This is a genomic window from Stenotrophomonas maltophilia, from assembly GCF_023518235.1.
Classification (GTDB): domain Bacteria; phylum Pseudomonadota; class Gammaproteobacteria; order Xanthomonadales; family Xanthomonadaceae; genus Stenotrophomonas.
Window position 1 is genome coordinate 3,904,961 of sequence record NZ_CP090423.1, and the last position, 22,688, is coordinate 3,927,648.

21 protein-coding genes are annotated in these 22,688 nt (G+C 65.9%); 14 read left to right on the plus strand and 7 right to left on the minus strand.

Annotation, left to right across the window (positions count from 1 at the left end):
* Positions 1-67: 67 nt before the first annotated feature.
* The 3 genes from glpK to LZ605_RS18235 form a co-directional block, all read right to left on the minus strand.
* Positions 68-1,567, minus strand: coding sequence for a glycerol kinase GlpK (gene glpK, locus LZ605_RS18225; RefSeq protein WP_249842775.1), 1,500 nt, complete (start codon positions 1,565-1,567; stop codon positions 68-70).
* 105 nt (positions 1,568-1,672) lie between these two features.
* Positions 1,673-3,178, minus strand: a complete 1,506-nt coding sequence (glpD, locus tag LZ605_RS18230) for a glycerol-3-phosphate dehydrogenase (RefSeq protein WP_249842776.1) — start codon at positions 3,176-3,178, stop codon at positions 1,673-1,675.
* 156 nt (positions 3,179-3,334) lie between these two features.
* Positions 3,335-3,970: an OmpW/AlkL family protein gene (locus tag LZ605_RS18235; RefSeq protein ID WP_107231927.1), complete on the minus strand. Its 636-nt coding sequence runs from the start codon at positions 3,968-3,970 to the stop codon at positions 3,335-3,337.
* Between the two features lie 186 nt (positions 3,971-4,156).
* On the opposite strand from LZ605_RS18235, the gene LZ605_RS18240 reads away from it, so the two are divergent.
* From LZ605_RS18240 to lpdA, 3 genes are all read left to right on the plus strand, one after another.
* Positions 4,157-4,672 carry a DNA-deoxyinosine glycosylase gene (locus LZ605_RS18240; RefSeq protein WP_249842777.1) on the plus strand — a complete coding sequence of 172 codons (516 nt, stop codon included), beginning with the start codon at positions 4,157-4,159 and terminating at the stop codon, positions 4,670-4,672.
* 167 nt (positions 4,673-4,839) lie between these two features.
* On the plus strand, positions 4,840-6,549 hold the full coding sequence (gene aceF / locus LZ605_RS18245) for a dihydrolipoyllysine-residue acetyltransferase (protein WP_249842778.1): 1,710 nt from the start codon (positions 4,840-4,842) through the stop codon (positions 6,547-6,549).
* A 106-nt stretch (positions 6,550-6,655) separates the two neighbouring features.
* The gene (gene lpdA, locus LZ605_RS18250; RefSeq protein ID WP_249842779.1) at positions 6,656-8,464 is read left to right on the plus strand and encodes a dihydrolipoyl dehydrogenase; all 1,809 of its coding nucleotides are present in this window, start codon (positions 6,656-6,658) and stop codon (positions 8,462-8,464) included.
* A gap of 463 nt (positions 8,465-8,927) precedes the next feature.
* Here lpdA and LZ605_RS18255 read toward each other — a convergent pair whose 3' ends face one another.
* Positions 8,928-9,746: a hypothetical protein gene (locus LZ605_RS18255; protein WP_249842780.1), complete on the minus strand. Its 819-nt coding sequence runs from the start codon at positions 9,744-9,746 to the stop codon at positions 8,928-8,930.
* Between the two features lie 459 nt (positions 9,747-10,205).
* On the opposite strand from LZ605_RS18255, the gene LZ605_RS18260 reads away from it, so the two are divergent.
* The 9 genes from LZ605_RS18260 (at position 10,206) to LZ605_RS18300 (ending at position 17,312) form a co-directional block, all read left to right on the plus strand.
* Positions 10,206-10,571, plus strand: coding sequence for a hypothetical protein (locus tag LZ605_RS18260; protein WP_181358707.1), 366 nt, complete (start codon positions 10,206-10,208; stop codon positions 10,569-10,571).
* 31 nt (positions 10,572-10,602) lie between these two features.
* Positions 10,603-11,403, plus strand: a complete 801-nt coding sequence (gene atpB / locus LZ605_RS18265; protein WP_057496519.1) for a F0F1 ATP synthase subunit A — start codon at positions 10,603-10,605, stop codon at positions 11,401-11,403.
* A gap of 74 nt (positions 11,404-11,477) precedes the next feature.
* Complete coding sequence (gene atpE / locus LZ605_RS18270; RefSeq protein WP_005411133.1) at positions 11,478-11,783, plus strand: F0F1 ATP synthase subunit C; 306 nt, start codon at positions 11,478-11,480, stop codon at positions 11,781-11,783.
* A 106-nt stretch (positions 11,784-11,889) separates the two neighbouring features.
* Positions 11,890-12,360 carry a F0F1 ATP synthase subunit B gene (locus LZ605_RS18275; protein WP_005419512.1) on the plus strand — a complete coding sequence of 157 codons (471 nt, stop codon included), beginning with the start codon at positions 11,890-11,892 and terminating at the stop codon, positions 12,358-12,360.
* Between the two features lie 2 nt (positions 12,361-12,362).
* A complete protein-coding gene (locus LZ605_RS18280; RefSeq protein ID WP_107231932.1) occupies positions 12,363-12,890 on the plus strand; it encodes a F0F1 ATP synthase subunit delta in 528 nt (175 codons plus the stop codon).
* A 44-nt stretch (positions 12,891-12,934) separates the two neighbouring features.
* Positions 12,935-14,482 carry a F0F1 ATP synthase subunit alpha gene (gene atpA, locus LZ605_RS18285; protein WP_008266965.1) on the plus strand — a complete coding sequence of 516 codons (1,548 nt, stop codon included), beginning with the start codon at positions 12,935-12,937 and terminating at the stop codon, positions 14,480-14,482.
* A gap of 97 nt (positions 14,483-14,579) precedes the next feature.
* Positions 14,580-15,443, plus strand: coding sequence for a F0F1 ATP synthase subunit gamma (gene atpG, locus LZ605_RS18290; protein ID WP_006471334.1), 864 nt, complete (start codon positions 14,580-14,582; stop codon positions 15,441-15,443).
* Positions 15,444-15,480: 37 nt separating this feature from the next.
* Positions 15,481-16,887: a F0F1 ATP synthase subunit beta gene (gene atpD, locus LZ605_RS18295; protein WP_005411128.1), complete on the plus strand. Its 1,407-nt coding sequence runs from the start codon at positions 15,481-15,483 to the stop codon at positions 16,885-16,887.
* A gap of 2 nt (positions 16,888-16,889) precedes the next feature.
* Positions 16,890-17,312 (plus strand): F0F1 ATP synthase subunit epsilon, encoded by a 423-nt coding sequence (locus LZ605_RS18300; protein ID WP_005411127.1) that lies wholly within the window; start codon positions 16,890-16,892, stop codon positions 17,310-17,312.
* 187 nt (positions 17,313-17,499) lie between these two features.
* Here the strand turns inward: LZ605_RS18300 and LZ605_RS18305 are convergent, their stop codons facing one another.
* On the minus strand, positions 17,500-17,883 hold the full coding sequence (locus tag LZ605_RS18305) for a GtrA family protein (RefSeq protein ID WP_249842781.1): 384 nt from the start codon (positions 17,881-17,883) through the stop codon (positions 17,500-17,502).
* Positions 17,884-17,969: 86 nt separating this feature from the next.
* Here LZ605_RS18305 and glmU point away from each other — a divergent pair, with 86 nt between their 5' ends.
* Positions 17,970-19,337 (plus strand): bifunctional UDP-N-acetylglucosamine diphosphorylase/glucosamine-1-phosphate N-acetyltransferase GlmU, encoded by a 1,368-nt coding sequence (gene glmU, locus LZ605_RS18310; RefSeq protein ID WP_249842782.1) that lies wholly within the window; start codon positions 17,970-17,972, stop codon positions 19,335-19,337.
* Positions 19,306-19,839, plus strand: coding sequence for a GNAT family N-acetyltransferase (locus tag LZ605_RS18315; protein ID WP_249842783.1), 534 nt, complete (start codon positions 19,306-19,308; stop codon positions 19,837-19,839). Before glmU ends, LZ605_RS18315 begins: the two co-directional genes overlap by 32 nt.
* 55 nt (positions 19,840-19,894) lie before the next feature.
* Here LZ605_RS18315 and LZ605_RS18320 read toward each other — a convergent pair whose 3' ends face one another.
* Both LZ605_RS18320 and LZ605_RS18325 read right to left on the minus strand, forming a co-directional pair.
* Positions 19,895-21,247 carry a sensor histidine kinase gene (locus LZ605_RS18320; RefSeq protein WP_107231937.1) on the minus strand — a complete coding sequence of 451 codons (1,353 nt, stop codon included), beginning with the start codon at positions 21,245-21,247 and terminating at the stop codon, positions 19,895-19,897.
* The gene (locus tag LZ605_RS18325) at positions 21,244-22,590 is read right to left on the minus strand and encodes a sigma-54-dependent transcriptional regulator (RefSeq protein WP_249842784.1); all 1,347 of its coding nucleotides are present in this window, start codon (positions 22,588-22,590) and stop codon (positions 21,244-21,246) included. The genes LZ605_RS18320 and LZ605_RS18325 overlap by 4 nt, the downstream gene beginning before the upstream one ends.
* Positions 22,591-22,688: the final 98 nt, after the last annotated feature.

The window sequence follows — 22,688 nt, forward strand, 5'->3', positions numbered from 1 at the left end:
CGCTGGCCGGCAATCTGCAAACGCTGCCAAAGATCATGCGGTTGCCGGCCAGCGGCCGGCACTACCCTCAATCGACGTGGAAGGCGAGGGTGGCGGCCACGGCTTGCTGCCACCCGGCATACAGCTTCTCGCGCCGGGCCACTTCCATCTTCGGCTCGAAGCGCCGGTCCAGGCCCCACTGCGCGGCGATCTGTTCGCGGCTGGTCCAGAACCCCACCGCCAGCCCGGCCAGATACGCCGCGCCCAGTGCGGTGGTTTCGGTCAGCCGTGGCCGCAGCAGCGGCACGCCGAGAATGTCGGCCTGGAAGCCGGCCAGGAAGTCGTTGCCGATCGCACCGCCGTCGGCACGCAGTTCGGTCAGCGCGATGCCGGCATCGGACTGCATCGCATCGAGCACATCGCGGGTCTGATAGGCCATGGACTCCAGCGCCGCGCGCACGAAGTGCGCCTTGCGGGTGCCGCGGGTCAGGCCGAACATCGCGCCACGCACGTCGCTGCGCCAGTAAGGCGCACCCAGGCCAACGAAGGCCGGGACCAGATAGGCCCCGCCGCTGTCGGGAACCTGCGCGGCCAGCGCCTGGCTGTCGCCGGCACGCTCGATCATGCGCAACCCGTCGCGCAGCCATTGCACCACCGAGCCGGCGATGAAGATCGAGCCTTCCAGCGCGTACTCCACGCGCCCGTCCAGGCCCCAGGCGATGGTGGTCAGCAGGCCGTTGCGCGAACGCACCGCCTGAGTGCCGGTGTGCATCAGCATGAAGCAACCGGTGCCGTAGGTGTTCTTGACCATGCCCGGCTGGAAGCAGGCCTGGCCGAACAGCGCCGCCTGCTGGTCACCGGCGATGCCGGCGATCGGGATCGGATGGTCGAAGAAGAACTGCGGCCGGGTGTGCGCATACACCGCACTGGAATCGCGCACCTGCGGCAGCATCGCGCGCGGGATGTCCAGCAGCGCCAGCAGGTCGTCGTCCCAGTCCAGCGTGTGGATGTTGAACAGCAGGGTACGCGCGGCATTGCTGTAGTCGGTCACGTGCGCCTGGCCGCCACTGAGGTTCCACACCAGCCAGCTGTCGATGGTGCCGAACAGCAGTTCGCCCCGCTCGGCGCGCTGCTGGGCGCCGTCTACGTGGTCAAGGATCCAGCGCACCTTGGTCGCGGAGAAATAGGCGTCGATCAGCAGGCCGGTACGCTCGCGGATCAGTGCCTCATGCCCTTCGGACTTCAGCCGCTCACAGATCGCGTGGCTCTGCCGCGACTGCCAGACGATGGCGTTATGGATCGGCTGGCCGGTGGCACGGTCCCAGACCACGGTGGTTTCGCGCTGGTTGGTGATGCCCAGCGCGGCAATGTGGCGTGGGTCGATCTGCCCGCGGCTGAGCAGTTCGGTCAGCGTGGCGTACACGCTGGTGAGGATCTCGCGCGGGTCATGCTCGACCCAGCCGGGTTGCGGGAAGATCTGCGCGAACTCGCGCTGCGCGCTGCCGACGATGTCGCCGGCCCGATCGAACAGGATCGCGCGCGAACTGGTGGTGCCCTGGTCGATGGCCAGCACGTAGCGGGGCGTCATGCAGCGTCTCCGGTAGCGATGGGGAAATCCTACGGCATCGATCGCGTCGCGCGCGGCCGCCCTGGTAGCTGCCAACCTTGGTTGGCACACGTAGCAACACCGGGGTCAGAGCCCTTTCCGTGGGAAAGGGCTCTGACCCCCCATCCACGCCTGCAGCCGTGCCACCTGCGCAGCATCCAGCCGCAGCCCCAGCTTGCTCCGCCGCCACAGCACATCGTCGGTGTCGAACGCCCACTCATGTTTGCGCAGGAAGTCCACTTCGCGGGCATGCAGGCCACCGCCAAACTCCTCGCCAAGATCGTGCAGGCCCTGTACACCCTGCAGCAGCTCCGCGCTGCGACTGCCATAGGCTCCGGCCCAGCGTTGTGCGATACCTGCGGGCAACCACGGTGCCAGTGCCAGCAGGTGCGAGCCTGCCTGTGCGGCGTCTCCCCAGTCACTGCCGGGCAGCGGGTCTCCGGTAGCGGTCCAGGCCTGCCCCATCTGTGGCAGGGCCGGGCGCAGCAGGTCCATCGCCTCTTCGGCCAGTACCCGGTAGGTGGTCAGCTTGCCGCCCAGCACATGCAGCGCCGGTGCCGGGGCCACCTGCAGCTGCAGGCGATAATCGCGGCTCAGCTTCGCCGCGCGCGGGTCCGGGTCGGCCAGCAACGGGCGCACGCCGGCAAATTCCCAGACCACCTCATCCGGCACGACCGGTTCACGCAGGTAGCGACTGGCCGCCTCGCACAGGTACGCCACTTCAGTTGGCAGCACGCTGCAGCGCGCGGGGTCGCCACGATAGTCGGTGTCGGTGGTGCCGATCAGCAGATGATCGTGGGCGAACGGGAGCAGGAACACCACGCGGCCGTCGGGTTGCTGCAGCAGGCAGGCGCTGTCATCGGGCCAGCGCCGGCGCAGCACGATGTGGCTGCCCTGTACCAGCCGCAGCGCGGGGCCACCGCTGCGCGCCTGCATCCGTTCCAGCAGGCCGCCCGCCCATGGGCCGGCCGCATTGACCACCGCGCGGGCGCTTACATGCTGCTGCCGGCCATCGGCCATTTCGAGCCGCGCCTGCCATCGGCCCTGTTCGGCGTGCAGATCCATGCAGCGGCAGTGCACCTGCACCCGTGCGCCCCGCTGCGCGGCATCCAGTGCGTTGAGCAGCACCAGCCGCGCATCATCCACCTGCGCATCGGCGTAGCTGAAGGCCTGTCGCAGCGTCGGCGAGAGCCATGTGCCGAGCGGGTCATGCCGCAGGTCCAGTGCGTGGGAGGAGGGGAAGGCGGCGCTGCGCCGGCCCAGGTGGTCATACAGCCACAGCCCTGCGCGCAGCATCCAGCGTGGGCGCAGGTGGGGTTCCCACGGCAGTACGAAACGCAGTGGTCGAACCAGGAAAGGGGCCTGGCGCCGGACCACCTCGCGCTCGCCCAGTGCCTTGCGCACCAGGCCGAACTCGCCCTGTTCCAGATAGCGCAGCCCGCCGTGGATCAGCTTGCTGCTGGCGCTGGAGGTGTGTGCGGCCAGGTCGTGCTGGTCGCACAGCAGCACGCGCAGGCCGCGGCCGCTGGCATCACGGGCGATGCCGGCACCGTTGATGCCGCCACCGATCACCAGCAGGTCGACTTCGTCCATCGCGCCTCCGCATTCGGTCTGTAGAGTCGAGCTTGCTCGACTGCCGTGCCGATCGATAGTCGAGCAAGCTCGACTCTACAGAACGCGGGTGACGGAAACGACGACGGGCCCCGCAGGGCCCGTCGCGTTACATCAATGAAGCAGGTGCAGCGCGGATCAGAAGCGGGCGCCGATGCCGAAGCCGACGGTCCACGGATCCATCTTGGCTTCGCCGATCTTCTCGCCGCCGACCTTGATGTCCGGGCGTGCGCGCATGTAGCGGGCGTCGGCACGGGCGAACCAGGTGGAGTTGATGTTCATGTCGACGCCGACGGTGCCGATCACGCCCTTGGCATCCTTGAAGCGGATGTCGGTGTCAGCGCCGTTGCCCAGCTTCTCGTTGCTGAAGCTCGACTGGTAGTAGCCCACGCCCACGAACGGACGGAACACGTTGTCAGCCTGGCCGAAGTGGTACTGGCCGCTCAGCGCGATCGGCTGCTGCTCGACCGAGCCCAGGCGGGCGTTGTTCGGGCCCTTGAACTTGTTGTCGAACTTGTCGGCCGCGCCCCACAGCTCAACGGCCCAGTTGTCGTTGATGTAGTAGCTGAAGCTGACGGTCGGCGCCGGGCCGCCATCGGTCTTCTTCACGCCAGTGATCGGATCGTTCTTCGGTTCCAGCAGCGAGATGCCGCCAACCACGGCAAAATGCTTGCCCGAGGCAGTGTCGGCAGAGCTGCTGTCCTGGGCGAAGGCGGCCGGTGCGAAGGCAGCGGAGGTCAGCAGGGCGAGACTCAGGATACGGATGGAGCGCATGGGGGTATCTCCTAATGTTTCTTGTTTTGGGCCCCCGGTTGCGGGGCGAGCACAACGTAGTCGCCTCAACATGAATCGAATCCGACGCGCGTTAAAAAATGGTTTTCCTTGTTCAGCGAAGGGTGCGAAAAGCCTGTTTTCATGGGCATTTCCGCGTGCGGTGACATTCATGCAGTTGGAGAAGATGTGAGCGCGGCGATGCTGTGCATCGGCCTGCGCGCGCAGGTGAACGCGGACTGCCGCGTGCTGCTGCTCGGTTCGATGCCGGGTGTGGCGTCGTTGCAGGAGCAGCGTTACTACGCCCACCCGCGCAATCGCTTCTGGCCGATCGTGGCCGACATCTGCGGGTTCGCTGCGGATCTGGACTATGCGCAACGCCTGCAGGCAGCGAAGGCCGCCGGTATTGGCCTGTGGGATGTGATCGGCCGCTGCGAACGACGCGGCAGCCTGGATGCGGGCATCGTGCGTGGCACGGAAGTCCCCAATGCGTTGCCGGAACTGATCGCGCAGCTGCCTGAGCTGAAGCTGATCGGCTGCAACGGTGGTGCCGCGCTGCAGGCGTACCAGCGCTGGGTTCTGCCCCACCTGGCGGCCCCGCCAACGCTGCTGGCACTGCCCTCCACCAGCCCGGCCAACGCGGCGTGGTCGTTGCCACGACTGCGCCAGGCCTGGCATCCGCTGGCCGCCGTACTGGCGACATGAAGCGGACATCCTGCCGACAATACGCTACCGACTGGTCGCAGCCGCCGCCCATGGGCAACAGCCTGTCCCGGCTGCGTGCGTACTGAAAACACCTGTAACGGTTGGCGCAGACCCCCGCTGGCCGCACAATAGACGTTTCCCTACACCAGATTGCCGGAGTTATCCCCATGGCCGAAATCAAGGAAGCACTTGTCCCCGATATCGGTGACTACAGCGATATCCCGGTAATCGAGGTGCTTGTCGCCGTCGGCGATACGGTCAAGAAGGACCAGGGTCTGGTCACGCTGGAAAGCGACAAGGCCACCATGGAAGTGCCGTCCTCGGTCGCCGGTGTGGTCAAGGAAATCAAGGTCAAGGTCGGCGACAACCTGTCCGAGGGCAAGGTCGTGGCGCTGATCGAAGTGGCCGAAGGCGAAGCCACCAAGCCCGCTGCCACCGCACCGGCCCCGGCCAAGGCCGCCGCCCCGGCCGCCGCCGCCCAGAGCGCCCCGGCCCCGGCCGCTGCTGCTCCGGCCGCCCCGGCCGCCAGCGGTGCCGTTGAAGCCCTGGTGCCGGACATCGGTGATTACACCGACATTCCGGTCATCGAGGTGCTGGTCGCCGTGGGCGACACCGTCAAGAAGGACCAGGGCCTGGTCACGCTGGAAAGCGACAAGGCCACCATGGAAGTGCCGTCCTCGGTGGCTGGCGTGGTCAAGGAACTGAAGGTCAAGGTCGGCGACACTCTGTCGCAGGGCGCCGTGGTTGCCATCATCGAAGCCGAAGGCGCCGCCGCTCCGGCCCCGAGCAAGGCTGCTGCTGCCGCCGCCCCGGCGGCTGCCGAGACCGCTACCAAGGTTGAGCCGGTCGCCGTTCCGGCGCAGCCGGACAAGCTGGCTGCCCGCGAGGTCGCCTCTGCCGGTACGCCGTCCAGCCCGCCGGTGCAGTTCAACGCCGATGGCGTGCTGCCGGCCAAGGTGCCCTATGCCACCCCGGCCGTGCGCGTGTTCGCCCGCGAACTGGGCGTGGACCTGCTGCAGATCAACGGCACCGAGAAGGGCGGTCGCATCACCAAGGGTGACGTGCAGAAGTTCGTCAAGGCCGCGCTCAGCGGTGGCGTGCCGGCTGCCGGCGGTGCCGCTGCTGCTGCCGGTGGTGGCCTGAACCTGCTGCCGTGGCCGAAGGTCGACTTCAGCAAGTTCGGCGAAACCGAAGTGCAGCCGCTGTCGCGCATCAAGAAGATCTCCGGGGCGAACCTGGCCCGCAACTGGGCGATGATTCCGCACGTCACCCAGTTCGAACAGGCTGACATCACCGACCTGGAAGGCCTGCGCGTGGCGCTGAACAAGGAAAACGAGAAGGCCGGCATCAAGCTGACCATGCTCGCCTTCCTGATCAAGGCCAGCGCCGCGGCGCTGAAGAAGTTCCCGGAATTCAACGCCTCGCTTGATGCCAGTGGTGAAAACCTGACCCTGAAGAAGTACTTCCACATCGGTTTCGCTGCCGATACGCCGAATGGCCTGGTCGTGCCGGTGATCCGCGATGTGGACAAGAAGGGTGTGGTGCAGATCGCCCAGGAAACCGGCGAACTGGCCAAGAAGGCGCGCGACGGCAAGCTGGGCCCGGCCGACATGAGCGGTGGCTGCTTCTCGATCAGCTCGCTGGGCGGCATCGGTGGCACCGCGTTCACCCCCATCGTCAATGCACCGGAAGTGGCCATCCTGGGCGTGTCCAAGTCCTCCATCCAGCCGGTCTGGAATGGCAAGGAATTCGCGCCGAAGCTGATGCTGCCGCTGTCGCTGAGCTACGACCACCGCGTCATCGATGGCGCCCTGGCCGCACGCTTCACCACGTACCTGTCGCAGGTACTGGCCGACATGCGCCGCGTGCTGCTGTAAGGCACCGCTTCGCCCCCACCGTGCGGCCGCTGCCCCGGGCGCAGCCGTGTGAACAGATGCAGTGACAGCCCGCCGGCCATGCCGGCCGGGCACAAGGAAAACCACCATGGCCACGATTGAAGTCAAGGTTCCCGACATCGGCGATTACAGCGATGTGCCGGTGATCGAAGTGTTGGTCGCCGTCGGCGACACGGTGAAGAAGGATCAGGGTCTGGTGACCCTGGAATCGGACAAGGCCACCCTGGAAGTGCCGTCGTCGGCCGCCGGCGTGGTCAAGGAAATCAAGGTCAAGCTGGGCGACACCCTGTCCGAAGGCGCCGTGGTTGTGGTGCTGGACGCCGAAGGCGCCGCCGAAGCCCCGGCCAGGGCCGCCGTGCCGGCCCCGGCAGCAGCCGCTCCGGCCAGCAAGCCGCCGGTGACCCCGTCGCACCGTGCCCCGGCCGAGCCGGCCGCGCCGAAGCCGGCGCTGTCCAGCGGCAAGCCGGCTGACATCGAATGCGAGATGGTCGTGCTGGGCTCGGGCCCGGGCGGCTACACCGCTGCCTTCCGCGCCGCCGACGTCGGCCTGGATACGGTGCTGGTCGAACGCTACGCCAGCCTCGGCGGCGTCTGCCTCAACGTGGGCTGCATTCCGTCCAAGGCCCTGCTGCACGCCGCAGCGGTCATCGACGAAGTGGCCCATGCCGGCGATTTCGGCGTCGAGTTCGGCAAGCCGACCATCACCCTAGACAAGCTGCGCCAGTACAAGGAAAAGGTGGTCAACCAGCTGACCAAGGGCCTGGCCGGCATGGCCAAGCAGCGCAAGGTCCGCAGCGTGCAGGGCGTGGGCAAGTTCGTGTCCGCCAACGAACTGGAAATCACCGCCGCCGACGGCAGCACCCAGCTGCTGCGCTTCCAGAAGTGCATCATCGCCGCCGGTTCGCAGGCGGTGAAGCTGCCGAACTTCCCGTGGGACGACAAGCGCGTGATGGATTCCACCGACGCGCTGGAGCTGGCCGAAGTGCCGGGCTCGCTGCTGGTCGTCGGCGGCGGCATCATCGGCCTGGAAATGGCCACCGTGTACGGCGCGCTGGGCAGCAAGGTCACCGTGGTCGAGTTCATGGACCAGCTGATGCCGGGTGCCGACAAGGACCTGGTCAAGCCGCTGTCCGACCGCCTGAAGAAGCAGGGCATCGACGTGCACCTGAAGACCAAGGCGTCGGGCGTCACCGCCGATGCCAAGGGCATCACCGTCACCTTCGAAGCGGCCGAGGAAGGCCAGGCGCCGGCACTGGCGCAGGGCACCTTCGACCGCGTGCTGGTGGCCGTGGGCCGCTCGCCGAACGGCAGGAAGATCGATGCCGAAAAGGCCGGCGTGCAGGTCACCGACCGCGGCTTCATTCCGGTCGATCGGCAGATGCGCACCAACGTGCCGCACATCTTTGCCATCGGCGATATCGTCGGCAACCCGATGCTGGCGCACAAGGCCACGCACGAGGGCAAGCTGGCCGCTGAAGTGGCCGCTGGCCACAAGAAGGAATGGGTCGCCCGCGTGATTCCGTCGGTGGCCTACACCAACCCGGAAATCGCCTGGGTCGGCGTCACCGAGACCGAAGCCAAGGCCAAGGGCCTGAAGGTCGGCGTGGCCAAGTTCCCGTGGGCCGCCAGTGGCCGCGCGATCGGCATCGGCCGTACCGAGGGCTTCACCAAGCTGATCTTCGACGAAGAGACCCACCGCATCATCGGTGGTGCGATCGTCGGCGTGCATGCCGGCGACCTGCTGGCCGAGATCGGCCTGGCCATCGAGATGGGTGCCGAAGCCGAAGACATCGGCCACACCATCCACGCGCACCCGACGCTGAGCGAATCGGTGGCGATGGCCTCGGAAATCTACGACGGCACGATCACCGATCTGTACATGCCGAAGAAGAAGTAAGGCGCCCGCGCCTTGCGAACGAAAAGCCCTGGCAGCTGCCGGGGTTTTTTGTTGGCTGCGGGGACGCCTTCGGCAGCACCTCGCGAGGGTCTGGGCCGCTGCGCGGGTGGCAGGCGTTTGGACAAATGTCCCCCGTCGTCCGCCTGCGGCGGTCGCCTCCTCCTTTACGTTGTCCAAACGCCTGCCACCCGCGCAGCGGCTCGGCTTGCCGGACAGTCGAGAGCCACGGCCTAGGCCCCCTGGACGCCTGCACGCGGAGGGAGAGGGGGATGGGTGCGAAGTAAAGGAGGAGATGACGGCCGCAGGCCGGCGCCCGGGGACATTCGCACCCATCCCCCTCTCCCTCAAGCGCTCGACCCAGCTGCTCTTGCTCCTGCACGCAGGGAAAAACAGCACAAAAAACGCGGCCCCCGATGTTCCGGAGGCCGCGCCAGGAGAGAGCGTGTGTGGAAGAGGCGGGGGATCAGAACACGAAGCTGACGCCGGCCACCGGCCCCTTGAATTCCTGCTTCAGGCCGATGGTGCCGTCGCTGCCCTTCTTGTCCGCATCGAGCTTGAACCAGTCGTAGCCGGCGAACACACCGAAGTTCCGGGTGAAGCGGTAATCGACGATGGCGTTGGCGCGGCTCAGGTCGCCCTTGTAGTCATCGAAGCTGCCCCAACGGGTGTTCAGGTACTGGCCCTGCAGGGTGATCATCCACTTTTCCGACGGGGTGAAGCTCAGCCGCGCGCCGACCACCGGCGCCACGCCGTCGGTCTTCTCGTTGAGGAACTGGCCCTCATACACGGTGCCCAGATCGGCGTAGGCCTTGCTGCTGACCTTGGCGTACTCGGCACCCAGCTGCAGGCCGAGGTCGAAGGTGTCGGTGTCCACCACCGAGTAGTCATAGACCAGGCTGGCCACCTGGTACTTCAGCTCGCCCTTGACGAAGCTGCCGGACGGCACGTTGACGTCACCGACGGAGATGTCCTGGCCGAGGGTCTCGCGGCGGTCCTTGTCGTACTTGAAGTAGTTGAACAGCAGGCGCTGGCGGTTGCTGATGCGGAACATGCCGTCGATGCGCGGTTCCCACTCCTTGCCACCCAGCTTGAAGTCCTCGGAGAAGCCGATGTCCTGGCCGGCGACGTTGGTCTTGCCGCGGATCGTGTTGTCCGAGTCGATGTTCATCGCACCCAGGCGCAGGGCGAAGCGGTCATCGCCTTCGGCGGCGTGTGCGGCATTGGCGAACGAAGCGCCGGCGGCGAGCAGGGAGAGGGCGAGCAGGGTGGGTACGGGGCGCATCGAAGAGTCCTTGCAGGGGTTCATCAGAATGAAAGCCACTGTGCCGGACGCCGGCGTCCACCATCCGTGAACGTATGGTCCACGTCATGTGGACGGTTCAGCGCTGTCGCCGCGACGCAAAAAGATGGCCCCGGAGCCGGGCTTCGGGGCCATCGTGGGACCTGCGGGGCGGAGCGTCGACGAGGTTGCTGCAGGCAGGTCGCAAGATCGGACCGACGCCCACAGCAAAAGTTCCGCCGCCTGCGACCAAAGTTCAATATTGCATTGCAACATGACACGGACGTCATTGTCCCCGGGGCGGAACGCAAAAATGTAACCGTTACCGCAACTTGCGGCCTTCCGGGATGAACAGGGAGCGGTTGTCTCGCAAATTGTCCCATTGCTATAATTTGGCGGCTCGATGAGGCCCCCCTGCTGTAGCCGCCTCAGCCATCCACTTGCAACCACGCGGGACGTCCTGTGCTGAACTCCGTTGATGCGGGTCGGCGACTGATGCTGCGCGCCGCGGTCTACCCGCTGGCCGCGGTCGCTGTCCTGGCCCTGGCCTTCCTGCTGGTGGGTCCGAAATATGCCCTCGGCGCGCTGGCGTCCGGTGTGGCCATTTCGGCCGGCGGCTGGGTTGCGGCACGAATGGCGCTCAGCGGCGGGGCGGTGGCGGCGGGTTCGGCGATGGCGCGGCTGATCGTCGCGATCGTGGCCAAGTGGGTGGTCGTTTTCGGCGTCCTGCTGGTGGGGTTCCTGGTCTTCAAGCTGCCTGCATTGGCGCTGTTGGCCGGTATCGCCGTCGGCCTGATGTTCCAGGTCCTGGCCATGGCCAGGCGTTGACAAAAATTCAAATAACTAAGGTTCCGGACACATGGCGGGCGAGGCTCTAACCCCTACCAGCTACATCCAGCATCACCTGCAGAACCTGACCGCACCGGTCGGCAAGGGCGAGGGGATGTTCTGGCATATCCACGTCGATACCTTCCTCACCGCGGTCCTGATGGGCCTGGTGATCGTGGTTGCCTTCTGGCTGGGCACCCGCAAGGCCACTGCCGGCGTGCCGGGCAAGTGGCAGGCGTTCGTGGAAATCTGCCTGGAGTTCGTCGACCGCCAGGCCAAGGACACCTACCACGGCAAGAGCAAGCTGGTCACGCCGATCGCCATCACCATCTTCTTCTGGATTCTGCTGATGAATCTGCTGAAGATGATCCCGGCCGATTTCATCGCCAAGCCGCTGGAAATGGCCGGCATCCACTACTGGAAGCCGGTGCCGACCGCTGACGTCAACGCCACCCTGGGCATGGCCTTCAGCGTGTTCTTCCTGATGCTGTTCTTCGCCCTGCGTGCGAAGGGCCTGGGCGGTTTCATCAAGGAATTCCTGACGGCGCCGTTCGGCAAGTGGATGATGCCGTTCAACCTGATCCTCAACATCGTCGAGTGGCTGAGCAAGCCGATCTCGCTGGCGATGCGACTGTTCGGCAACATGTTCGGCGGCGAAATCGTGTTCCTGCTGATCTGGGTGCTGGGTGGTGCCGGTTTCTTCGGTGCCATTGCCGGTGGTGCGTTCGGCCTTGGCTGGATGCTGTTCCACCTGCTGGTGATCCCGCTGCAGGCCTTCATCTTCATGATGCTGTCGATCGTGTACCTGAGCCTGTCGGAAGACGCTCACTAACGTTTCAAGCTTCAACGCGTTTCAACCTTCATCCGTTTCATCACCCTTAGCAACTTAAGTTCCTGGAGATAACCATGTACTTCGCCGTCCTGACCAACTTCGCGCAGATTCAGAGCTCCACCGCCCTTGCCGTCGGCATCATGATCGGCCTGGCCGCGCTGGGCGCCGGTCTGGGTCTGGCCATCATGGCTGGTAAGTTCCTGGAGTCGGCCGCCCGCCAGCCGGAACTGATCCCGGTCCTGCAGGTCCGCATGTTCATCACCGCCGGCCTGATCGACGCCGCGTTCATCATCTCGGTCGCCGTCGGCCTGCTGCTGGCCTTCGCCAACCCGCTGTCGGCTGCCTTCGCTGGCGCCGTCACCAAGGCTCTGGCCGGCTGATACAGCGGTTTGAGACGACCGGGTGCTGATGCACCCGGTTTCGGATGAAGGCCGGATGCGCCGCTACGGCGGCGCGTCCACCCCGAAACCAGCGATCGAGCTAACCATGAATATCAATTTCACCCTTCTCGCGCAGGCGCTCGCCTTCGCTGGTCTGATCTGGATCATCGCGACCAAGATCTGGCCGCCGCTGATGAACGCGATCGAAGAGCGCCAGCAGAAGATTGCTGAAGGCCTCGCTGCTGCCGACCGTAGCCAGAAAGATCTGGCCCAGGCGCAGGAGAAGGTCAACGAAGCGCTGAAGGAAGCCCGCACCAAGGCCAACGAGATCATCGATCAGGCCCACGCGCGCGCCAACCAGATCGTCGATGCTGCCCGCAACGAAGCGATCACCGAAGCCACCCGTCAGAAGGAACTGGCCCAGGCTGAAATCGACGCCGCCGCCAACCGTGCCCGTGAAGATCTGCGCAAGCAGGTGTCCGCGCTGGCCGTGACCGGTGCCGAAAAGCTGCTCAAGCGCGAAATCGACGCCAACGCCCACAAGGCGCTGCTCGACGAGCTGGCCTCGGAGATCTAAGGATGAGCCAGGCCCTCACGCTTGCCCGCCCGTACGCCCGCGCCGCGTTCGCGACCGCGCGCGACGAAGGCGCGTTCGCGCCGTGGTCGGACGCCCTGGCGTTCTCCGCCCACGTCGCCGCCGACCCGCGCGTGGCGGCCCTGCTCGCCAACCCGGAGCTGGGTCGTGACGACGCCGTCGCCCTGCTGGCGCCGGTGTCCCACGGCGAGACCTACTCGCGCTTCCTGGCCATCCTGGCCGATTCGCATCGTCTGCCGCTGCTGCCGGAAATCGCCGGCATGTTCGACGCCCTGCGCGCCGAAGCCGAGCACGTGGTCAAGGCCACGGTGACCTCGGCCGCCGAACTGTCGGCCGGCGAGCTGGACGCGATCAAGGTCGCGCTGCGCAAGCGCTTCAACCGCGAGGTCGATGTGACCACTGCGGTGGATGCCTCGCTGATCGGCGGCGCCGTGATCGACGCCGGCGACGTGGTCATCGATGGTTCGCTGAAGGGCAAGCTGGCCCGTCTGCAGACCGCGCTCGCTAACTGAATTCATTTAACGTCCGGCCCCGCTGCCGGCACTAGGACTTGACGATGGCAACCACGCTCAACCCCTCCGAAATCAGCGAACTGATCAAGAACCGCATCGAGAAGGTCAAGCTGGCCGCGGAATCGCGCAACGAAGGCACCGTGACCAGCGTGTCCGACGGCATCGTGCGCATCTTCGGTCTGGCCGACGTGATGCAGGGCGAAATGATCGAACTGCCGAACAACACCTTCGCCCTGGCCCTGAACCTGGAGCGCGACTCGGTCGGCGCCGTGGTGCTGGGTGACTACGAGCACCTGCGCGAAGGCGACGTCGCCAAGACCACCGGCCGCATCCTGGAAGTGCCGGTCGGTCCGGAACTGCTGGGCCGCGTCGTGAACGCGCTGGGCGAGCCGATCGACGGCAAGGGCCCGCTGGGCACCGACCTGACCGCTCCGGTGGAGCGCGTTGCTCCGGGCGTGATCTGGCGCAAGTCGGTCGACCAGCCGGTGCAGACCGGTTACAAGTCGGTCGACGCGATGATCCCGATCGGCCGTGGCCAGCGCGAGCTGATCATCGGCGACCGCCAGACCGGCAAGACCGCCATGGCCATCGATGCGGTGATCAACCAGAAGGGCACCGGCATCAAGTGCGTGTACGTTGCGATCGGCCAGAAGGCTTCGACCATCGCCAACATCGTGCGCAAGCTGGAAGAGAACGGCGCGCTGGCCCACACCATCGTGGTTGCCGCTACCGCTTCCGAATCGGCTGCCATGCAGTACATCAGCGCCTACTCGGGCTGCACCATGGGTGAGTACTTCATGGACCGCGGCGAAGACGCGCTGATCGTGTACGACGATCTGTCCAAGCAGGCCGTGGCCTACCGCCAGATCTCGCTGCTGCTGAAGCGCCCGCCGGGCCGTGAAGCCTACCCGGGTGACGTGTTCTACCTGCACTCCCGTCTGCTCGAGCGCGCTGCCCGCGTGTCCGAGGAATACGTCGAGAAGTTCACCGAAGGCAAGGTCACCGGCAAGACCGGTTCGCTGACCGCGCTGCCGATCATCGAAACCCAGGCCGGCGACGTGTCCGCCTTCGTTCCGACCAACGTGATCTCGATCACCGACGGCCAGATCTTCCTGGAAACCGACCTGTTCAACGCCGGCATCCGCCCGGCCGTGAACGCCGGTATCTCGGTGTCGCGCGTCGGTGGCTCGGCCCAGACCAAGATCATCAAGAAGCTGTCGGGCGGCATCCGTATCTCGCTGGCCCAGTACCGTGAGCTGGCTGCGTTCGCGCAGTTCGCCTCGGACCTGGACGAAGCGACCCGCAAGCAGCTGGAGCGCGGTCAGCGCGTCACCGAGCTGATGAAGCAGAAGCAGTACGCGCCGATGTCCATCGCCAACCAGGCGCTGTCGATCTACGCCGTCAACGAGGGCTACCTGGACGACGTGCCGGTCAACAAGCTGCTGGCGTTCGAAGAAGGCCTGCACGCCCACTTCGCCAACACCCAGGGCGAGCTGGTCAGCAAGGTCAACGCCACCGGCGGCTGGGACAACGACATCGAAGGTGCCTTCAAGAAGGGCATCGCCGAGTTCAAGACCACCGGCAGCTGGTAATCGCGGTCCTGTAGAGCGGAGCCACGGGCTCCGCTGGACCAGATGACAAACGGTTGAACAACGCGGGGCAACAGCCCCGCGCCACGGGAAACAAGAGATGGCAAGCGGACGCGAAATCAAAACCAAGATCAAGAGCGTGCAGAACACCCGCAAGGTGACGCGCGCCCTGGAAATGGTCTCGGCCTCCAAGATCCGCAAGGCGCAGGATCGGATGAAGACCTCGCGTCCGTACGCGCAGGCGATGAAGCAGGTGATCGGTCATCTGGCCCAGGCCAGCACCGACTACCAGCATCCGTTCCTGGTCGAGCGCGAGCAGGTCAAGCGGGTCGGCTTCATCGTGATCTCCTCCGATCGCGGTCTGGCCGGCGGCCTGAACAACAACCTGTTCCGCAAGATGCTGGGCGAAGCCAAGGCATGGCAGGACAAGGGTGCCGAAGTGGACCTGGTGACCATCGGCCAGAAGGCATCGACCTTCTTCCGCCGCGTGAAGGTCAACATGGTCGGCAGCGTGACCCACATCGGCGACGTGCCGAAGCTGGAATCGCTGATCGGTGTGATCAAGGTCATGCTCGACGCCTTCACCGAAGGCAAGGTCGACCGCGTGTACCTGGTCTACAACCGCTTCGTGAACACCATGACGCAGAAGGCCAGCTTCGATCAGCTGCTGCCGCTGCCGCCGGCTGAAAAGCAGGTCGCTCACCACGACTGGGATTACCTGTACGAACCCGATGCCGCGACCGTGCTCGAGCACGTGATGACGCGTTACATCGAATCGCTGGTGTACCAGGCACTGCTGGAAAACGTTGCCTCCGAGCATGCCGCTCGCATGGTTGCGATGAAGGCGGCGAGCGACAACGCCAACAAGCTGATCGGCACCCTGCAGCTCGTCTACAACAAGGCGCGCCAGGCAGCGATCACCCAGGAAATCTCCGAAATCGTCGGCGGCGCGGCAGCAGTCTGACCGCGTTCGTTCAAAGCACACATTAGAGGATGCAGCAATGAGTCAGGGCAAGATCGTTCAGATCATCGGCGCGGTCGTCGACGTCGAATTCCCGCGTGAGTCGGTGCCGAAGGTGTACGACGCACTGAAGGTCGAAAACACCGAAATCACCCTCGAAGTCCAGCAGCAGCTGGGCGACGGCGTGGTGCGTACCATCGCCCTCGGTTCCACCGACGGTCTGAAGCGCAACCTGGTTGCCGTCAACACCGGCCGTGGCATCTCGGTGCCGGTCGGCGCCGGCACCCTGGGCCGCATCATGGACGTGCTGGGCCGTCCGATCGACGAAGCCGGCCCGGTGGCCGCCAGCGACAGCTGGGAAATCCACCGTGCGGCCCCGTCGTACGAAGACCAGAGCCCGGCCACCGAACTGCTGGAAACCGGCATCAAGGTCATCGACCTGATGTGCCCGTTCGCCAAGGGCGGCAAGGTCGGCCTGTTCGGCGGCGCCGGCGTCGGCAAGACGGTCAACATGATGGAGCTGATCAACAACATCGCCAAGGCGCACAGCGGTCTGTCCGTGTTCGCCGGCGTGGGTGAGCGTACCCGTGAGGGCAACGACTTCTACCACGAAATGAAGGACTCCAACGTCCTGGACAAGGTGGCGATGGTGTACGGCCAGATGAACGAGCCGCCGGGCAACCGTCTGCGCGTCGCCCTGACCGGCCTGACCATGGCCGAATACTTCCGCGATGAGAAGGACGAAAACGGCAAGGGCAAGGACGTTCTGCTGTTCGTCGACAACATCTACCGCTACACCCTGGCCGGTACCGAAGTGTCGGCACTGCTGGGTCGTATGCCGTCGGCGGTGGGTTACCAGCCGACCCTGGCTGAGGAAATGGGCGTTCTGCAGGAGCGCATCACCTCGACCAAGAATGGCTCGATCACCTCGATCCAGGCCGTCTACGTTCCCGCGGACGACCTGACCGACCCGTCGCCGGCGACCACCTTCGCCCACCTGGACTCGACCGTCACTCTGTCGCGTTCGATCGCCTCGCTGGGTATCTACCCGGCCGTCGATCCGCTGGACTCCACCAGCCGCCAGATGGACCCGCTGGTCATCGGCCACGAGCACTACGACACCGCCCAGCGCGTCCAGCAGACCCTGCAGAAGTACAAGGAACTGAAGGACATCATCGCCATCCTGGGCATGGACGAACTGTCCGAAGAAGACAAGCAGGCCGTGTCGCGCGCCCGCAAGATCGAGCGCTTCTTCAGCCAGCCGTTCCACGTGGCCGAAGTGTTCACCGGTTCGCCGGGCAAGTACGTGCCGCTGAAGGACACCATCCGTGGCTTCAAGGCCATCGTCGATGGCGAGTACGACCACCTGCCGGAGCAGGCGTTCTACATGGTCGGCGGCATCGAAGAAGCGGTTGAGAAGGCCAAGAAGATGGCTGAGAAGGCCTGATCATGAGCACCATTCGTTGCGACATCGTCAGCGCTGAACAGGAAATCTTCCGTGGCGAAGCGACCCTGGTCGTGGCGACCGGTGAGCTGGGCGAGCTGGGCATTGCGCCCAAGCACGCCCCGCTGATCACCCGACTCAAGCCCGGCAAGGTCGTGGTCACCACGCCGAACGGCGAGCAGCTGGATTTCGCCATTTCCGGCGGCATCCTGGAAGTGCAGCCGCAGGTAGTGACCGTGCTGGCCGACACCGCCATCCGCGCGCAGGACATCGACGAAGCCTCGGTCCGCAAGGCCAAGGAAGAAGCCGAGCGCATCCTGGCCAACCGCGGCGAAGCGATGGAAGTGGCCGAAGCCCAGCAGAAGCTGGCCGAAGCCGTTGTCCAGCTGCAGGCCCTGGAACGCCTGCGCAAGACCCTCAAGCACTGAGGTTCACGCGCTGCATCCACGAAAACGCCGGCCTTGTGCCGGCGTTTTTGTTTGTGCGGGTACGGCAGCGCCGAATGGGTAGAGTCGACTGTTAGTCGACTACCGCGCGCAGCGCGGGATTTCCGCGGCCTCACGCAAGAGCAGCCGACCAGCGGTCGACTCTACCGATCCCGATCCTGGCGCTGTATCAGCGATACACCACATACCGCATCAACAGGAACGAGACGCAGGCCAGCCCGCCTTCGACCAGCGGCTTGGCCAGCCAGGTGTACTGCAGGCCGAGTGCGTGATCGACCAGGCTCACCAGCAGCGTGCTTGCCGCGGTCATCAGCAGCCACAGCACGAAGAAGCGGGCAAAACGCTTCCAACCCAGCCGATGGCTGCCGGCCTCGGCGAAGGTGTAGCGGCCGTTGAGCCAGAAGCCCAGCAGCATGCCGGCCAGGCGCCCGGTGATGTTGGCCGGAGCCACCGGCATGCCCAGCGCGGTGGCGACCACGAACACCAGCCAGTCCACCAGCAGCTGCACGAGCCCGATGACGAGGTAGGCGCTTCCCTGGCGGAACAGACTCATCGGCAGGCGGCAGGAGGAGGAGGGATGCCCATGTTAACGGCCCACGCTCTAGAATCATCGGCAACGACCCACGGACCGCCGTTGCCATGACCCAACCCCTGCACGTCATCATCCTCGCCGCCGGCGCCGGCAAGCGCATGAAGTCGGTGCTGCCGAAGGTGCTGCAGCCGATCGCCGGCCAGCCGATGCTGGCACACGTGATCGCCGCGGCGCGCGAGCTGGACCCGGCGGCGATCCACGTGGTCCATGGCCACGGCGGCGAAGCCGTGCGCCAGTACTTCGCCGGCCAGCAGGATCTGCAATGGGCTGAACAGGCACAACAGCTCGGCACCGGCCATGCGGTCGCACAAGCGATGCCGCAGGTGCCCGATGCCGCGCAGGTGCTGGTGCTGTACGGCGACGTGCCGCTGATCCGCGCGCAGACCCTGCGCGACCTGCTGGCGCAGCCGGGGCGGTTGGCAGTGCTGGTGGCCGAGGTGGATGACCCGACCGGCTATGGTCGCGTGCTGCGCGACGCCGAGGGCAAGGTCGGTGCGATCGTCGAGCAGAAGGATGCCAGCGACGAGCAGCTGCGCGTACGCATCATCAACACCGGCATCATCGCCGCCGAATCCACTGCGCTGCGCCGCTGGCTGTCGCAGCTGTCCAACAGCAACGCGCAGGGCGAGTATTACCTGACCGACGTGTTCGCTTTCGCCGCGCACGAGTACACCCCGGCCGAAATGGCGCTGGTTGCCGACCCGCAGGATGCCGAAGGTGCCAATGATCCGTGGCAGCTGGCGCAGCTGGAGCGTGCCTGGCAACGTCGCGCGGTGCGTGCACTGTGCGCGCAGGGCGCGCGCGTGCGCGATCCGGCACGGCTGGATATCCGCGGTACCGTCACTGTCGGCAGCGACGTGCTGATCGATGTCGACGTCGTGCTGGAAGGCAACATCGTGCTGGGTGACGGCGTCACCATCGGTCCCTTCAACCGCCTGAAGGACGTCAACCTCGGGCCGGGCACCGAAGTGCGCGCGCATTGCGATCTGGAAGGCGTGGTCACCGAAGGCGCCGCGCAGGTCGGCCCGTTCGCGCGGCTGCGGCCGGGCACCGTGCTGGCCGATGGCGTGCACGTCGGCAATTTCGTCGAAACCAAGAAGGTTACCCTCGGCGTCGGCAGCAAGGCCAATCACCTGACCTACCTGGGCGATGCGGTGATCGGCAGCAAGGTGAACATCGGCGCCGGCACCATCACCTGCAACTACGACGGGGTGAACAAGTTCACCACCACCATCGGCGACAATGCGTTCATCGGCTCCAACAGTTCGCTGGTGGCGCCGCTGACCATTGGCGATGGCGCGACCATCGCCGCCGGTTCGGTCATCACCCGCAATGCTCCGGACGGCAAGCTGACCCTGGCACGCGCACGACAGGAAACCATCGATGGCTGGAAGCGCCCGCTCAAGAAGTCCTGAGCCGCGCCTTCCGCGCGCCGATGAACTCGACGCGCTGCCGGCCATCGAGCAGCGCGCCGGAGGGCTGTTGAAGGGTCATGAGGCGTATGCGGTGTTTGCCGCGCATGGCCTGGATCTGCGGGCACTGCACGCAGGCCTGCACCGCCGCCAGCTATGGGTGGTGGATGCGGCTGACGGTGGCATCGCCGGTTACCTGCTGGCGGGCGAACTGGCAGGTGAGTTCCACATACTGCAGATGGATGTGGACCCTGCGCATGCGCGGCAGGGCCATGGTCGTGCGTTGTTGCGCCATGTACTGGCACAGGCGCGGGCAGGCGGCTACCGATCGGCGGTGCTGACCACGCTGTCCGACGTGCCGTGGAATGCGGCCTTCTATGCCAGCGAAGGGTTCGTTACCGTAGCGGAAGCGGAGTGGGGCGCGGCGCTGCAGGCAGTGATGGCCGAAGAGGCCGCGTTGGGGTTTCCGATGCATCTGCGGGTGGCGATGCGGCTGCTCTGGTAGGTACCGACCTTGGTCGGCACATTCACGCGTGGACCCACCAACGCGATCGGAGCGCTCACCCCACCGGCAGCAGAATCGATACGCACAGTCCACCATCGCCGCGATTCTGCAGCGACACGCGCCCGCCGTGCGCTTCCACAATCTCGCGCGTCAACGCCAGCCCCAACCCGGTGCCGTTGCGCTTGGTGGAATAGAACGGCATCAACGCGTTCTGCAGCACCTGCTCGTTCATGCCCTTGCCGCGATCGAGCACATCCAGGCGCAGCCACTGCGGCAACCGCGTCAGCTGCACCTGCACGTCATCGTTGGGCGGATCAGCCTCGGCGCAGGCTTCGTGCGCGTTCTTCAGCAGGTTCAGCAGGGCCTGCCCGAACTGCGCGATGTCGATGCGGCTGCTCAGCTCCTCGTCCGGCTCGCGATCCATGGTGAACGGAATCTGCTGGCGCAGGCTGGACAGGAACGGTGCCCAGTGCACGGTCTGCAGCTGCGGCTGTGGCAGTTTGGCAAAGCGTGCATAGCCGCGGATGAAGCCTTCCAGGTGGCGCGCGCGGTCTTCGATGGTGGTGAAGATCTCCGGCAGCCGGTCGAAGCGTTCGCGTTGCACCAGCACGCCGCCGGAATGAGCCAGCGAAGCAATCGGCGCCAGCGAATTGTTGAGCTCGTGGCTGATCACCCGGATCACCTTCTTCCAGGTCTGCACCTCCTGGCGTCGCAGTTCGGCGGTCAGCAGGCGCACCAGCAGCAGGTCATGCGGGCGGCCGTTGAGCTGGAACGCGCGACGCGAGAGGTGGTAGACCTGCTCGTCATCTTCATCGCCATCCTCGCCCTCGGCATGCACCGCGAACAGGCTGTCGCCGCCACGGGCGATGGCATCGCGCAGTTCCACCGGCACCTGCTCCAGCACGTCCTCCAGGCGCTGGCCTTCCAGCTTCCAGCCGCCGTGCAGCAGCTTGCGTGCGGCCAGGTTGGAGAACACCACGCGGGCGATGCCATCACCGCCGGAGGCGATCAGCAACATCGCCACCGGCGTGTTCTGCACCATGGTGTCCAGCAGCAGTTCGCGCTGCACCAGGCCCTGCCGCTGCGCGCGCAGCACGTCGCCCAGTTCGCGGTGGGCCTGCACCAGGTCGCCCAGCTCGTCATTGCCCGGCCAGTGCACGCCGAAGTTGTACTCGCCATCGCGGTAGCTGCTGGTGGTACCGGACAGGGCGCGCATCAGCGAACGCACCGGCGCGGTGGCGCGGCGCAGCGTCCACCACATCAGCGACAGCAGGATCAGTGCCGATACCGTGGTCACCACCCAGCCGTGATCCATCCAGTAGGCCAGCAGCCATGGCAATGCGGCGGCCAGCGCCAGCACCGGCAGCAGGCGCAGGAACAGGCGGAAGGTGAAGGAGCGCCGCTTCATTCGCGTGGAATGCCGTGGCGGTCCATGCGCCGGTACAGCGCCTGGCGGCTCAGGCCGAGTTCGGCAGCGGCCTGGGCGATGACGCCGTGGTTGCGTGCCAGTACATCCTCGATGCGCGCACGGTCGGGATCATTGCCCGCACTGGGCGCAGGCCGGGGCGCCGCAGGCGCGCGCGGCAGATTCAGGTCGGCCACTTCAATGCGGCTGCCGGTGGCCAGCAGCTCGGCGCGCTGGATCACGTTGCGCAGCTCGCGCACGTTGCCGGGCCACGGATGCCGCTGCAGCGCAGCGGTGGCGGCACTGGACAGCGGCTTGCCTGCGGTCAGGAAGCGCTCGGCCAACGGCACGATGTCACCAGGGCGTTCGGCCAGCGGCGGCAGCACCAGCTCCACGGTATTGAGCCGGTAATAGAGGTCCTCGCGGAAGCTGCCGTCGCGGATCATCGCCGGCAGGTCGGCATTGGTCGCGCTGACCACGCGCACCTTGACCTGGCGCTCGCGGTTGGAGCCCAGGCGCTCGAAGCGTCCGGTTTCCAGTACACGCAACAGTTTCATCTGCCCGCCCAGCGACAGGTTGCCGATCTCATCCAGGAACAGTGTGCCGCCGTCGGCGGCTTCGAACTTGCCTTCGCGTGCCTTGTTGGCGCCGGTATAGGCGCCGGCTTCGGCACCGAACAGTTCGGCTTCGATCAGCTCTGATGGCAGTGCGCCACAGTTCACCGCCACGAATGCCCCCTTGGCCACCAGCGAGTTGGCCTGGATGATCTGCGCGATCTTCTCCTTGCCGGCGCCATTGGGGCCGGTGATCAGCACCGGCAGCTCCGAGCGCGCGACCTGGCAGGCCAGAGTGATGACGCGTTCGCTGGCCGGATCGGCGACCACGGCGCCGCACAGGTCGTACTTCTCTTCCAGGGCGTTGCGCTGGCGCAGTTCGCGCGCGCGACGGCGGTCCAGTTCGCGGCGTGCCTCGGACAGTTCCAGCAGGTTGTTGACCGTGGTCAGCAGCTTGCGGTCGTCCCAGGGCTTGGCCAGGTAGTCGGCGGCACCGGCCTTGACCAGGTCCACCGCACTGCTCAGATGGGTCCAGGCGGTGAGCAGGATCACCGGCAGGTCCGGGTGGCGCGCGCGGATCTGTGCGAACAGCGCCTCGCCTTCCTCGCCCGAGGTGGTGTCTTCGCTGAAATTCATGTCCTGGATCACCAGGTCGACCGGCTGCGATTCGAGCAGCGCCAGGCCTTCGGCCGGGGTCTGCGCCTGCAGGGTGTCGATGTCATGCAGGGAGAACAGCACGTCCAGCGCGGTGCCCACGCTGGCGTTGTCGTCGATGATCAGGATCGAAGGCATCAAGCAGTTCTGCGGAAAGGGATGGGCGGCGCCGTTGGAGCCGTTCGCGTGCCTGCGCCGGGAGAGCCCGGCGCCACCCATCAAGCATAGCCAAACCG